We start from the raw sequence: 15,068 nt of genomic DNA on the forward strand, positions 1-15,068 counted from the left end.
ATTCTGATTTTATGTATCATTACCATAAAGCAAAGTATACCAAGTTGTCAACTGTGTTTTTGTTTTTTACCTGTCCTTTATTTAACCTTATTCACGTATATAAGGTTAATGCATTTTCCAAACGAAAGGAGCTCGATCCAACGGAGAGATCGAGCCCATTCATCCCCAGCTAACACTTAAGGATTTGATTCTTTTTGATATAGCTTATTGTCTACAATATACTGATAACACTGATCAGGCAGTAAATATCTTGGCTCCCCTCCCATCGCAAGTTCATCCCTTATATATGTAGAACTGATTTCCATTGAAAGGCCTTTATCTATAAGGTGGAATGTATTGCCATCATCATAATTCCTAAGCAACGGACTTTTCGATATGATTTTTAACATATCGATCCCATCCCTTGCCATGACGATGAATTTATGATTGGCAATCAATTTTTCCCTGAATTTCCATCGTAAGTGTACCGGTAACTCCTGATTGTCAATATCCTCAAGTAAATCTGCACCCATAATGAAATAAACTTCATCCTTTGGATATCGTGATTTAAAATATTCCATCGTATACCAAGTATATTGTTTACTCATTCCAGCGCGTTCATTAATTTCATAATCACTAACTTCGAATAACCGGTTGCCCCCTATTGCGAGCCCAAGCATCTCCCAACGGTGTTCATTGCTCGTTTTCATCTGTTTATCGATACGTCCATTTGCACAAGGCAAAAAAATCACCTTGTCTAGCTTAGCACGATGCGCAATGGTGGATGCTGTCCATAAATGCACATTGGTGACTGGATCGAAGGAAGATCCATAAACTCCAATTTTGCCCATTCCCATATCCCCCTTATCAGCCTATCTTTTTCACCACGGCCTTGACCGGACTGCCATCCTCTCTTTCTATTGCAAGCGGCAAAGCAGCCAAATCGTACAACCCAGACTCCACCTCGTCAAGAACAAGCCCTTCCAGGATAGGAATCCCTCAGCCTAAAAAAAGGGGTCAGGTTGCTTTGGCTGGATTTACTTCAACCGGTGGAATCCATTCAGGAAAACGGCTAAGGTCATAGTATAAATCAAGATCAAGTTCGGTAATCTTTTTTCCCTATCCATCAAAATGAAAGGGAGCATCCAATATGGATTCCTAAATGGGTACTCATCCGAATTTCCCCTACGTTGACGGATGACCCTTCCGTTAATGAATTCAACCAAAATGAATATTGCGTTTCTCCAGGCCAATATCGCGAACTTTCATTAAGGTGCTGGAAATATCTAACCATTGACTCATGCATATTCCCCTCCAGTCAAATCTTACAGCTTGGTCCTTAATGTCCAAAGCTCAGGAAAAAATGGCTGTTCGACCACTTTCTTCAGATAACTTACACCGGATGATCCGCCCGTTCCCGTCTTATTACCGATGATACGCTCTACAGTGCTCATATGATTGAATCTCCAGAATTGTTGCTGACTTCCAATATCAACGAGTTTTTCGGCCAACTCATACAAATCCCAATATTTATGCACGTCACGGTAAACTGTCAGCCACGCGCTTTCAACACTGGCATTTTCCCGATAGGTTTCAGGCCAATCCCTGTTCAAGACCGATTCATCAACAGGAAGCCCTCTTGCAGCCAATGCCCCTATAGCCGCATCATAAATACTAGGTTTATTCAAAGTTGCTTTCATCGACTCATAAAGCTCAGGCTGATGTCGGAAAACGGCCAATATTTGCGAATTCTTTTGACCCATCGCAAATTCTATCAACCTGTTCTGAAATGATTGAAACCCTGAAGAGTTTCCTAGTTTCTCCCGGAACTCCATATAATCAGATGGCGTTAAGGTCGAAAGCACATTCCAGGATTGAATAAGTTGCTGTTGGATCCTAGCCACTCTGGATAGCATCTTAAAGGATGGCTCCAAACGTCCTGCCTCAATATGGTCCTTTGCTGCAGTCAATTCATGGAGGATCAATTTCATCCATAATTCACTTGTTTGGTGAATAACGATGAACAACATTTCATCGTGATGACCGGAAAGCCGATGCTGACTTGATAATATTTGATTTAATTGCAGGTAGTCCCCATAGGACATATCCTTATCAAAATCAGTTACCATACCTTCTTCCAAACCATCTTTATCCATTGGTCCCTCATCCATACCATCCCTCTTTCCCTTTACCTTCTTTTGATTTTCGACATTAATAAATAGACGATGCAAAGAAAGACCAGCCAAGGTACACCGAACTGGAGAACGATTTTAAACGGGCCAGTGAACCAAGTAGATACCGTCAAAGCAAACAAAAGTAATGCACCAAGAATCGTTAAATACGGAAAGCCATACATTTTAACCGGTAATTTACGCCCCCCTGATTTCTCCCACCTCTTTCTGAAAAATAAATGGGAGATGAACACCATGAACCAGGTTAAAATGGCACCGAACATCGATACCCCCATCATGAATGCATATGAAGTATCCGGAAGAAGAACCTTTACTCCTGCAGCAAGAAATATGCCCAAAGTGGATATGAGAAGGGCCCTTATCGGGACTCCTTTCCGGCTTACTTTTTGAAATAGGGCTGGAGCCTGCTTTTGCTCGGATAATGAAAATATCATTCTGGTGGAGGCATATAATTGACTATTCATTGCAGATAAAGCCGCCGTTAAAATAATGAAATTCATTATCCCCGATGCTCCAGGAATATTCAGGATTTCCATCACCCTAACAAATGGGCTTTTATCAATACCAGCGGATTGCCAGGGTACAATTAGTAACATGAGACCGATTGTCAGTACATAAAAAGTGGTAAGCCTTAAGACAGTTGCCTTCAAAGCTTTAGGGACGGCAATATCAGGGTCCTTTGCTTCTCCCGCCGTAACCGCAATCAACTCCGTTCCTAAGAAGCTGAAGAGAGAAATAAATATAGCGACCCAAAGCCCCCAAAACCCAAAAGGCATAAAACCTCCATCATTGGCATAGTTCTCTACACCGATCCCGCTTGAAGGTTCGGCGCCAATCACCACGTAGGCCCCCAGTAGAATGAAAATGACAATGGCGCTAATTTTGATCATTGAAAAAATATACTCAAAATTCCCGAATGTATTGACACTCGTTGCATTTACATAGATGAGCAAGGCAGCAAAAAGGAAGATCCAAATGCTTCCTGGTACATCCGGGAACCAATATTTCATATATACAGCGATGGCACTCACTTCGACACCAATGGCCAGGACATTCGCTATCCAATATGAATACCTCACAACAAAACCCGCAAATGGACTTATATATTTTTCAGCAATGGTTCCAAAGGATCCCGATGTTGGATAAGCTACAGTCATTTCCGCCAAACAGCCCATCAATAGAAGGACAATGAATGCACCTATTGCATAGCTGATCAGTACACTTGGACCTGCCGTCGAAATCGCAAGGCCACTTCCCAAAAATAATCCGGTGCCTATTGCACATCCCATGGCAATCATTGTGATTTGATTCGATGATAATTCACGTTGCAGTTTACTTTTCTCCATATGGTGCTCCATTCTAGGCAATGATTCCCCTTTTATTTTCATAGTTTTCATATAACCTGCCATCCATGATCTTTTTAAGGACCTGTACCGTTCCATAAGCTTCCTGAAAAGAGGTATAAAGAGCAACAGGTGCTAGACGAATCATATTCGGTTCACGATAATCGGGTATGATAGCGTCTTGTTTCAATGTTTTACATATTCTTGCAACCTTCTTGATGTTCAAGGATGATATGACCTCCCCTTTTTGATTCATCTCTTGGGCTGCCAATTTCAAATCCGTATCCCGATAATTCCGAATCGATTAAATCCATAAGATATTGAGTCAACCTCAAAGATTTTTTCCGGGCTTGTTTTATTCCTACTTCCGTAATCATTTCTAGCGAGCCCAAAAGGCCTTTGCTTAATATATGGGGGGTCACTTCCCACTTGTCAAACCGATGCGGAATGGCACCCACGGAATGACAGGCATCGAATCCAATCTCGATTATACGCGCATGGGCTTCCTTTGTTAACCTCTGACCGCTACGATATAAGATCGTCGGAAGTACAATGAACGCTTTTCCTCGTTCATCTCTGCAGATCTACCCTTTCCCAGTGATATCTATGCACTACAAAGCCGCTTCAATTACATGGACTGAATCCTTCGACACATTTAACCCAGGTGAAAAGCCGGGGTGGTAAATTCCATGAAGAAGAAGATGAAATCATTCCGCCAAAATTTTATTCCTGCCAGCTCTTGGTTCAATAAAGGTGGCCGCAAGCTGATGCAGATTAGCTGTAGTTAACACTGCCATTATCACTTCATCACCTGCAGCCCCTACCAATTGGGCGCTCAATTCACCCAATCTCTCAAAAAAGTAACTCCAGGGCTCGGCACTGTCCGTCCACCCATCGATTCCATGCCTTTTCCAATCCACCAATGACTTCATTAAACTTTTCTAAAGCCCGCTTCGATAAAAGGGCCAATAACTTCGTTGACATATTTATTGATGCCCATGTTCTCCTCGCTTTCTTCCGATCCACTACATTTCACTTGTAAATCCCTACTCCTTCCCATGCCAACCTTATCATTCTGTTAGGATCTTTTTCAATATAATCCTTTTTATCAAAAATCATTGTGTAGTGATTGGTTTCATCATATTTTGGCCATACTTCACCTTCCGGGGGATTTGGGTTTCCACGCTTAGCAAAGTTGACCCAATGGCCCTGGATTCTATTGGATACCTTTAAAGCCGCTGGCCTGGAACCATATGAAGTAATCTGTTTGCCCAATGACGAGTCGAAAGTCTGGAAGGCAAAAGGAATTTCCATACCATGTGTCGCCCCTAATTTACTTATGCGCATTGCCGCCGTTTTATAATCAAAACGGTACATCCATGTTTTTTCAAAGCGACTGTATGCCTCCGCATACCAAACCGAGGGAATATGGAAAGTCGCATCACGGCCAATGCCTAGCAAAGCCTCCTTTTCCGGGTAGTTCAAATAAGCATTCGTAATTCGCTCTTTTGCCTCAGGATCAGTATTTTCGAACATTTTATGAATCATCTCTGGATTAGTCGGGATTAACGGGTGATCCATCTGGTCGAATAATGTAGCTTCGTCCCTATTTGTTCCTATAAGCAAGGGTATTCCCTTTGCTTTTCCTGATCGAATCGAATCTAGTGGATAATCAGGCAGGAAGTCACCATCCACGACAGGTCCAAATGATAGGGAACCCGGCAAGGCTTGTGAGTTCTGCCGTAAGAGTTGGTAGGACGCCGCGACAATTTCTTGAACTGGAAGTGTTTTTAATCGATGGATTTCTTTCATTCCAATGCCCAAGATTTCAAGAAACCTTTCACTGAATTGGCGTGCAAATCCTTTTCCGTAAACAGATGTCGGAGCGGGACTTTCTGCAATAGCCTGTTTAAAAAGACCCCTTGCAGAAGGGACAGTAAGTAAGGTCGTTACGGCATTCCCTCCCGCTGATTCTCCAAATATCGTAACATTTTCAGGGTCGCCGCCAAAGGCTTCTATATTCTCTTTAACCCATTTCAGAGACGCCACTTGATCACGTAAACCTAAATTGGTTTCGAATATTTCACCATCAACTGATAACTCGGTAAAATCCAAATAACCCAGTGCACCCAGCCTATAGTTTATGCTTACAACGACTACGTCTCCATTCTTAGCCAATAAATGTCCATTGTACATATCAAGAGATCCGGCTCCCGTTAGATATGCTCCACCAGGGATCCACACCATTACCGGACGTTTTTTATCATCAGCTCTAGGTGACCAAATATTCAGGAACAAGCAATCCTCATCCATTTTTTCATTTCCTGCCATTCCTGTTCTTACAGCCCGATCCATCAGCTGTGGGGGAATGGGACCAAAATCCACTGCATCCATGACACCGCTCCAATTCTCAACGGGCTCCGGTGAGCGGAAACGCAGAGAATCAACCGGCGCTTTCGCATACCTGACTCCACGCCACACGCAAATATCGTTTTCCAAAGTGCCTTGAAGATGACCTTTAGCCGTCGTTACTATTGATCCAATCATTCACTCTCACCTCTTCATATAGTCGTAGATACTTATGTTCTTCTTTTTCCATTCCCCAGTATCCTTCATCTTTATCGAAAAAAGATTATTTGGCCATTCCAACAAAGTACCACTATCTTATATAAAAGTTAAAGTCATGCCTAGGATTTGAAAACGTTATTGAGGATATTACCCAATGTAAATAAAAGGACAAAAAAAGACCCAATCAGGTCTTATTTTGGCAAAATCTTAAGAGAACATGGCAATGATGCTCAATAAAGAGCTGCCCCGAACGGAAAGCTGTTTTGCAGCATATGTTAACTGCCGTTCATCGAGCTGTTCCAGTAAAGGCTTTAATTCAAGCAATTCGTTCTCCAGTCCTTTAAGGTCTGTAGATATCTTGTCCACCATCAAGAGCACTTGCTCAGAATCAACAGTGGATTCAGACCAAACAAGTAACCGTTCCTTGATTTCAGTCAACGGCATATTCTGTTCTTTATACCGATTAATCATTTGAAGACGATTTAGAGCATCTTCTGTATAATATCGATATCTTGACCCAGTTTTTTCATAGCTCAGCATTCCTAATTGTGTGTAATAGTCAATGGTTCTCCTCGAAACATTCGCAAGTTCAGCAAGCTGGCCAATCCGATATACATTCACCCAGATAGTCACCTTCTTTTAAAATCTACTGTTAACGATACTATAACATAACTATCCTATAAGGTGACCTCGAGGATGAATCTATTAGACTACTTTATCAGAATTGCCCTTCAACTGCTTCTTGGCAAAATACAGGGCATCTTCTTTCGATTTAAAAAAGTGCTGTTTTTCTATCTTATGATACAAACCAGTGCTGAGTAACAATTCCTTTGGTTGCTGCTGGATTCCGGAAATGATTAATTTCCCCTTATATTTTCCGATTCGATTAACAATCGCCAATAGTGCAGCCTCTGCTGAAGTGTCCATATATGTTACCCGGCGCATGCTTAATACCAACACTTTCGTCTTATTATCCAGGTTCGCCAATATCGATGACTCCAGGACGTCTATCGAACCAAAGAAGAGGGGACCTTCCAAGTTATACACGTTGATCTTTGAATCCGAATTATCAATTGGAACAATCTCAGTGATCTCATGACTTCTTTCCCTAACCTTTAACGTTTGGCTCATTTTTGCAATAAAGGTGATGAATGCAATCGATAAGCCGATTCCCACTCCCATGATTAAATCAGTGAAGACAGTGATGAGGAAGGTGACTAGCAAAACCGTCGAATCCGCCGTCTTCGTTTTCAATACATGAGCGAAATCCTTTCTTTCACTCATATTCCAGGCAACAAACATCAATATGGGCGCCATGCTAGCCAAAGGTATATGCGCTGCATATGGAGAAAGTACTAGCAAAACCAGTAAAACGACAATTCCGTGAATGACTCCGGACATCGGGGAGGCTGCCCCGCTTTTTATATTGGTAGCTGTCCTGGCAATAGCACCTGTTGCCGGTATCCCACCGAAGAATGGAGTCGTGATGTTCGCAATCCCTTGGGCAACCAATTCCTTATTACTATCATGCTTGGTTCCCCCCATATTATCGGCCACTGTAGCTGATAACAATGACTCGACACCGCCCAACAAGGCAATGGTAAAAGCAACGGGAAGGAGGGTGATAATGATCTCCACTGAAAGCTCCGGCACTTGGAATTCAGGAAAACCTTTCGGAATCGCTCCATACGTGGAACCAATTGTAGCCACCTTATCGGGAAATAAAAAGTAAGCTGCCATTGTGGATATTAGCAGACCCAGGAGCGGTCCTGGCACTCGTGGCAGGAGTCTAGGTGCCAGCAGTATGACGACAAAACATATGATCGCAACAAACACACTATATATATTGATCGTGTCTGCTTTAATCACCAGTTCCTTCATGTTATCCATGAATGCTTCATGTTTTTCCACTTTCATACCAAAGAAGTTGGCAATTTGCCCCGAGAAGATTATTATCGCAATTCCTGTTGTAAATCCAATGATTACTGGACGGGGAATGAACTTCATCAAATTGCCTAACTTAAGAAGACCCATCAAGACTAATATCATTCCCGCTAAAATTCCGGCAATTAGCAGACTTTCATACCCATATTGCATAACGATTCCAAATAATAAAGGAACAAACGCCCCGGTTGGTCCTCCAATTTGATACTTGGAGCCACCCAAAATCGATATGAGAATTCCAGCTATGATGGTCGTATATAACCCGTATATCGGTTCGACGCCTGAAGCAATTGAAAAAGCCAATCCTAAAGGAATGGCTATAACACCTACAACCAATCCTGCCGTTACGTCTTTTTGAAAACCCTTCATGTTATATCCTTGAAATCTAGAATCTTTTATCATCTTTTTCAAACTCACATCCTTATTCGTTTTTTAAGATTGGAATCTACCATCATCAGGAAAAATGACATTCTTTCATTTTAGAGGGAGTTACACGATCGAAAATAAATTAACTATTGTAGAGGATACTATCCTTTCAACGGGACTGATTCGTTCACTACAAACATGCGGGGGCCTTTCCAAAACTAAGGAATAATCGTCATATGCACTCTCCTTTTGTAAGGTTATTTGACATGGTTCTTGCCACGCTTCAACATTATACAGTAAAACGTAAAACTGTACATTGTTAGTAACGTTAACATTTGTTTACAACTTTTTGTATATTTTTACATTTACATTACAATCCGGGACCATACCTCCAGTCTGGTAAATTTGAAGCCGGAGATTTAGACTAGGAATCAGGAGGTTTGACCTTTCGACTAATTCCCCATTCAGCACATGGTGTAGTTTTGAAACTAATTTGGATCAAATTAAGACCAGGAACCTTGATTAATGAACAATAGAAAGAGCATGTTTGAAAAGGTTGCTCAAACATGCTCTTACCTTAGTCCGACTAAATGATGCATTCAATCATTACCTTATAAATAAGAAAACCTCTTGATTGAAATCAAGAGGTTTTCTTTTTATTTACAGCTCTTCCCCTCTCGTCTCGATAATATGCTTATACCAATGAAACGACAGCTTCTTTTTTCGTTTTAACTGATCATGATGATCCACGTAAATAAATCCGTATTGCTTCTTATACCCGTTTAACCAACTTAATAGATCAATGACAGACCATGCATAATACCCTTTTATATGGATGCCTTCTTTGATTGCACGCTTAATCACTTTTAAGTGTTCCTCAATATATTTAATACGGGGAACATCCACTATTTCACCATCGATAATGGGATCCTCATCACCAAGTCCGTTTTCTGTAACATACATTTTAATATCACCATAACGCTCTTTTAACATATGCAGCCCATCTAAAAATCCTTGAGGTGAGATTTCCCAGCCCCATTTTGTATATGTTTTATCTTCCATTTTTACGGTCCGATAAAAGCCATCAAAAGACGGGTTCCCTGGAGCGAGGGTAGATGTTTCTCTTGAATGCTCCACGTTTGAAACAGCTTCGCGATTTTTTTCCACCCGAATGGGCTGGTAATAATTAAGTCCAATAAAATCATTGTTCTCCGCATTTCTTTTTAACGTATCCAGTTCTTCTTCAGTCCAACTTGGCGTCCAGCCTTTCTCCTTTAATTGCTCAACCACATAAGATGGATATTCACCTTTTAAAATTGGGTCATAATACCAAAAGGTTTCATATTCATTGGCATGCCGAGCAGCTAATACATTCTCATGTTTATCATCTATACTGTAAGCTGGCAGGAATACATGGGTAATCCCAATTTCACCGTAATGATTCAGTGCCTTGTATACCTCTACCGCTTTGGCATGTGCATAAAAAACATAATGTGTCGCTTGAAAGTATTTATTTTCATCGTTTTGGATTCCAGGCGGGTGCGCTCCTTTTAAATACCCTAAACCGCAAAACATAACCGTTTCATTAAACGTGATCCAATGTTTGACGCGGTCTCCGAATGCGCGAAAACAAATTTCCGCATACTTGACGAATGCTTCAGCTGTTCGCTTATTCGTCCATCCCCCATCTTGTTCAAGCGTCAAAGGCAAATCCCAATGATACAGCGTAACAAATGGAACAATCCCATATTTTAAGCATTCATTAATAACATTATTATAAAATTCCAAGCCTTTTTCATTGACTTCCCCATCCCCTGTGGGCAAAATACGTGCCCATGAAATGGAAAACCGGTACGATTCAAGTCCCATCTCTGCCATTAATTTAATATCCTCTTTGTAACGATGATAATGGTCTATGGCTACATCCCCGTTTGTACCTTCAAAAGTTTTCCCCGGAATCTTTGAAAAGACATCCCAATTCGTTACACCTTTTCCATCCTCATCCCATGCACCTTCTATTTGAAAAGAAGCAGAGGCTGCTCCTAATAAAAAATCGTGCGGAAACTTCATTGTAACACCCCTTTTTATACCATCTTATTAAATTGATAATAATACATTTTATTTATTGGTACAAATATTAATGTGATTATATAATTTTTTTCAGTATATGACTACAGAATCTTCGTAAAAACATATGTGTTATAGATAGTATTCACTGTAATGAAATGGTTAAATCGAGTGCCAATACTAAAATAAACGTCGTTCGTTCTGCTGATTCAATGCTTCTACTTTGGCCGAAGTTGATATTCTTTTTTGAACTAATAGAATAATAAAGCAATTTGCCCTAGTAACAAGCTTTTCGGCAATTAAATATACTCGGTTTCGAATGTACGTAATATACGTATGACAGTTACATTTTAATTGAATTCCATATCAGATATTTTATCGGTTTGCCTGTTTCTCAATCTCGGTTTATTGTGTGAATCCAACAAAAACCCGTCCACCTAAAGAGGACGGGTAACTCATCTATTCATGGTGTTTCATCATCACTCCACAACCGGGAGCCAACCTTTTATCCCGATCAACTTTTCCCAAAGCGGATCTGGAATGACAAGTTCATCCTGATCTTTTTTCGAAAGGGTTGTCCGTATTTCCACTTCTTTTCCAGACCTGATTTTTTCAATCCAATGCGGTTCCATAAGAAGCTCACGGCCAAGGGCGATAAATGGGACACCCGTTTCCATAGCTTCTGCAACTTCATCGGGGGTATGCAGGGACCCTACACCGACAACCGGGATTCGATTCCCAACTTTGTCGTAGATCTTAACGATGCGAGACTTTGTCCTATCACTCTCACGGAAAGACCCATTCCAGAAGTGACCTACCGATATATGTAGATAATCCAGGTTTTGATTCGCTAATCTATCAACAAACTGGAGCGTATCATCCAAAGTGATTCCAGGATTGCTGCCTTCTTCGGGAGAAATGCGGTAGCCGATGATAAATGGTTTTTCCGCATGGTCAGCAACCGTTTTCTCTACTTCATTCACAATGGTAAGCGGGAAAATCAATCGTTTTCCCAGTGTTCCACCCCAGTTATCCGTACGGCGGTTCGAGTGCGGCGAGAAGAATTGTTGAAGCAGGTACGTATTGGCTCCATGGATTTCCACACCATCAAATCCTGCTTCGATGGCCCTTCTTGTTGCTTCTCCAAATGCCTTAATTACTTCTTGTATTTCATCTTCACCCATTTCCCGCGGTACCGGTGCTTCATCGTTGGAAGCAATGGCACATGCAGAAACAGGTTGGCTATCTGGCAATAATTCCGGAGGACTTTGCCGGCCTCCATGATATATTTGCAATATCGCTTTTGACCCATTAGACTGAATCGTTTCCGCTAATTTTCTCAAAGATGGGATAAATGAATCGTCATCTGCACTAAATTGACCTGGGAATCCCTTTCCTCCAGCAGATACATAGGCACATGCCGTGACCACCGCACCTACACCAGCCGAGCGTTCAGCGTAATAGGCCAGTTCATCATCAGTTACAACACCTTGATCATCCGAAGAATAAGTGGTCATAGGAGCCATCATGATACGATTTTTCACTTCTACCCCTGATGGAAATTTATATGGTTGAAAGATCTTTTCGTATTTTTGATTCATGCCAAATCCTCCCCCTTAATCTTAATTGTGATGATGTCCGTGCGGCTCTTTAGAAGGGTTCGTGATTTCAAAGCCTTCTTCAGGTACATAAAAATATTTAATCCAGACGCCATCCAGAAATTCCTCACGTGAATCAAGCAAGATATCGATATCTTTATCTGTTTTGACGATTTCATCATGCTCTGCCGGTGTATCTAGTTTCATCTCATAATGGGCATGATCGCCATGCATATGCGTGATATATACACGAATCATTTTCCCTTCGGCTTCATCAGTGCCCAGCATTTTTTGTAAGACCTTTGCTGCATTACGATTAATTTTGCAATTCATGTCCATTCCTCCAACAATAAAAATTTCCATGTACTAAATTCTACCCAATTAAGGGGCAACAGTAACATCCATTTATATCCTTCCTGCTTGGCCATGTCCAATTAAGTGCTTATAATCGGTCTGAAGGAAAGACGACGCCAATTTGCTTTCTTGCTTCATCCATGATTTCCATAGTCAACAGTGAATTAGAATATGAATTTATATCGGACTCCATTTTCCCCTGCTGTATCAATTCAACAAATTCTTTCGCTTCATAATACATGGTAGGCATATCCTGTTTAGCCGAAATGCTTTCAGTTGTTCCATCCCGATACTGGATTTCCACCGCTTGCGGTCCTGAAATTTTCTGAATGAGGATGCTTCCAAGTTCACCTTGAATTTCCGATGGCAAATTGGATTCGGTAATCTTCGAAAACATGACGACCGCCTCCATTTCATCATAGGAAAGCAAGATCGTACCCTGTCCATCAACTCCTGATTCAAGCATCGTTCCTGACGCCTGCACCTTATTTGGTTTACCGAATAGTACAACAAGTGGATAGAGGACATAAATACCTAAATCCATTAAAGAACCATTAGAGAATTCAGGATTGAATGCATTCAGCACAGTGCCTTGTTTATACGAATCATAGCGAGATGAATATTGACAAAAGCTTCCCGAAAAACGGCGTATCTTCCCTATTTTATCCAGATTCCCCTTTATACTTTCGAAATTCGGCATGATGGTCGACTTCATTGCTTCCATCAATAGCACTTCATTTTGTTTTGCAGCTTCAAACATTTCCATTACTTCTGCCGCATTTGAGGCCATTGGTTTTTCACATAATACATGTTTTTTATTTTGTAAAAACAACACGGCTTGCCTGCAATGATGAGAGTTAGGGCTGGCAATATATACAGCATCGATCTCATCGCTGGCCGCCATTTCTTCTAAATTTGTAAAAATCGTATGTACATCGTATTTATTGGCAAATTCCTTGGCTTTCGCTTCTGTACGTGAATACACGGCGGTTAAAGATAAATCCGCTACATGCTTTACAGCCTCCAAAAATCGTTCCGTGATCCAATTTGTACCTATTACCCCTATTCGTATCAACAGCCTATCCCCTTTCAAGCTAACTTATCATGTCCTCAATATACAGACATTTCCTTGAAAAACAAAGAATAATGAACACTGGCAACCGTTTAAATTGGATTTTTCAGGCAATATTCGTTTATAATTTTCCTATATAACCACTGCCATGATGTTTCTACATACTCCCTAAACGGGAAAGAAAACTTAAAAGGAGCGTGTGAAGTTTATGACAGATTTAATGAGAAATAAAGTTGCCATCATTACCGGTGGAGGATCTGGAATTGGCCGCGGTGCAGCACTTAAACTTGCTGAAAACGGCGCGAACATCATCTTTTTTGACCGTACAGTCGAAAATGCCGAAAAGGTGAAGGAAGAAGTGGAAAACCTGGGCAGAGAGGCTTTAATCATTAAAACGGATGTTTCCAAGGCTGAGCAAGTTGAACATGCCTACAAGGCCGCCTATGACCATTTTGGCAAAATTGATTTTGTATTTGCAAACGCAGGCATAAACGGAGTGATAGCCCCTATTGAAGATATAAAGCCAGAAGATTGGGATCAGACACATACCATCAACCTCAAAGGCACCTTTCTCACCATCAAATACGCCATTCCCTATATGAAGGAAACGGGTGGCAGCATCGTAATTAATAGCTCCATCAACGGAAACCGATATTTCAAGAATTTTGGATTTTCCGCCTATAGCTCATCCAAAGCTGGTCAAGTCGCTTTTGGTAAAATGGCTGCACTCGAATTGGCAAAATATAAAATCAGGGTGAACACCATTTGTCCCGGCTCCATCGATACGAACATTCACGATAACACTTTCCCGGAAGATGAAAACTTAAAAAAAATCAGGATTCCAATAGAATATCCGCAAGGTTCTCAGCCCCTGGCGAAGAAAGCAGGGACTACCGAACAAGCTGGTGATCTCGTATTGTTTCTAGCATCAGACATGTCCTCCCATATTACGGGCACGGAAGTTTATATCGATGGAGCAGAATCACTATTATAATTCATACTTCCCCCTCCAGATATTCCATTAAAAATCGAGTAGGAGGAGGCGCCTAGCCTCCGACCTCTCACACCACCGTACGTACCGTTCGGTATACGGCGGTTCAGTTTAAGTCTGACGTAGTTTTGTATATCGTTCATATAGATTTACTAACCCATGATGGAGCCAATAAACATTATTAAGGGTTTTGTCTAGAATAGGACTATGCGCTATGCGCCAATAACCCTTTCTGCTATTTCCCCATTCATATGCTTTTCCAAATGGGACGCCTAATCCTTTGAGTTTCCTCACCCTCGTTCTTGGCAATTTCCATTGCTTCCATAGGCACATCCTGAGTCTTCTTCGAATCCATGAATCTAAATTCTTCAATACGTTCGGAGTATCAATGAGGGCGAAATACCCCATCCAACCTCTAAGGTATTGCTTTAACTTATTTATTCGGAGTTCCATGGGTATCGGTAATTTTCTCGAGGTCATTTCCCTGATTCGTTTCTTTACCCTCTTCATCGTTTGTTTAGCCAGTAGAACCTTCGGGTTCTTCTTTGACTTCGTGAAACTAAAACCGAGAAACGTTCTGTTCCAAGGGCGATC

The 15,068-nt window shown here is 41.2% G+C and carries 13 protein-coding genes and 1 pseudogene; 1 reads left to right on the top strand and 13 read right to left on the bottom strand.

Annotated features, from left to right (window positions below):
- Positions 1–176 precede the first annotated feature (176 nt).
- From nadD to N9I19_RS17500, 12 genes and pseudogenes are all read right to left on the bottom strand, one after another.
- Positions 177–830 (bottom strand): nicotinate (nicotinamide) nucleotide adenylyltransferase, encoded by a 654-nt coding sequence (gene nadD / locus N9I19_RS17440; RefSeq protein ID WP_317778518.1) that lies wholly within the window; start codon positions 828–830, stop codon positions 177–179.
- 474 nt (positions 831–1,304) lie between these two features.
- On the bottom strand, positions 1,305–2,150 hold the full coding sequence (kynA, locus tag N9I19_RS17450) for a tryptophan 2,3-dioxygenase (protein ID WP_317778519.1): 846 nt from the start codon (positions 2,148–2,150) through the stop codon (positions 1,305–1,307).
- 17 nt (positions 2,151–2,167) lie between these two features.
- A complete protein-coding gene (locus tag N9I19_RS17455; protein ID WP_089364712.1) occupies positions 2,168–3,529 on the bottom strand; it encodes an amino acid permease in 1,362 nt (453 codons plus the stop codon).
- A gap of 1 nt (position 3,530) precedes the next feature.
- Positions 3,531–4,074: pseudogene (locus tag N9I19_RS25280) on the bottom strand (kynureninase/PvdN C-terminal domain-containing protein); the annotation flags it as partial.
- A gap of 147 nt (positions 4,075–4,221) precedes the next feature.
- A complete protein-coding gene (locus tag N9I19_RS17465) occupies positions 4,222–4,446 on the bottom strand; it encodes a hypothetical protein (protein ID WP_317778521.1) in 225 nt (74 codons plus the stop codon).
- 100 nt (positions 4,447–4,546) lie between these two features.
- The gene (locus tag N9I19_RS17470) at positions 4,547–6,061 is read right to left on the bottom strand and encodes a carboxylesterase/lipase family protein (RefSeq protein WP_317778522.1); all 1,515 of its coding nucleotides are present in this window, start codon (positions 6,059–6,061) and stop codon (positions 4,547–4,549) included.
- 228 nt (positions 6,062–6,289) lie between these two features.
- Positions 6,290–6,703, bottom strand: coding sequence for a MerR family transcriptional regulator (locus N9I19_RS17475; RefSeq protein WP_061462155.1), 414 nt, complete (start codon positions 6,701–6,703; stop codon positions 6,290–6,292).
- Positions 6,704–6,787: 84 nt separating this feature from the next.
- Positions 6,788–8,428 (bottom strand): SulP family inorganic anion transporter, encoded by a 1,641-nt coding sequence (locus N9I19_RS17480; protein WP_317778527.1) that lies wholly within the window; start codon positions 8,426–8,428, stop codon positions 6,788–6,790.
- A 624-nt stretch (positions 8,429–9,052) separates the two neighbouring features.
- Positions 9,053–10,462, bottom strand: a complete 1,410-nt coding sequence (locus tag N9I19_RS17485) for a GH1 family beta-glucosidase (protein WP_089364708.1) — start codon at positions 10,460–10,462, stop codon at positions 9,053–9,055.
- A gap of 476 nt (positions 10,463–10,938) precedes the next feature.
- Positions 10,939–12,060: an NADH-dependent flavin oxidoreductase gene (locus tag N9I19_RS17490; protein WP_317778523.1), complete on the bottom strand. Its 1,122-nt coding sequence runs from the start codon at positions 12,058–12,060 to the stop codon at positions 10,939–10,941.
- A 21-nt stretch (positions 12,061–12,081) separates the two neighbouring features.
- Entirely contained in the window at positions 12,082–12,390 is a 309-nt protein-coding gene (locus N9I19_RS17495; protein WP_061462152.1) for an iron-sulfur cluster assembly accessory protein, read from the bottom strand.
- Positions 12,391–12,499: 109 nt separating this feature from the next.
- Positions 12,500–13,486: a Gfo/Idh/MocA family protein gene (locus N9I19_RS17500; RefSeq protein WP_061462151.1), complete on the bottom strand. Its 987-nt coding sequence runs from the start codon at positions 13,484–13,486 to the stop codon at positions 12,500–12,502.
- Between the two features lie 205 nt (positions 13,487–13,691).
- Between N9I19_RS17500 and N9I19_RS17505 the strand changes: the two genes are divergently transcribed.
- A complete protein-coding gene (locus tag N9I19_RS17505) occupies positions 13,692–14,477 on the top strand; it encodes an SDR family oxidoreductase (protein WP_089364705.1) in 786 nt (261 codons plus the stop codon).
- A gap of 108 nt (positions 14,478–14,585) precedes the next feature.
- Here the strand turns inward: N9I19_RS17505 and N9I19_RS17510 are convergent.
- Positions 14,586–15,068, bottom strand: a 483-nt coding sequence (locus N9I19_RS17510; protein ID WP_317778524.1) for a group II intron maturase-specific domain-containing protein, incomplete at its 5' end; no start/stop codon positions are given.

The sequence above is a fragment of the Peribacillus sp. CSMR9 genome, assembly GCF_033141925.1.
Lineage (GTDB): Bacteria > Bacillota > Bacilli > Bacillales > DSM-1321 > Peribacillus > Peribacillus simplex_A.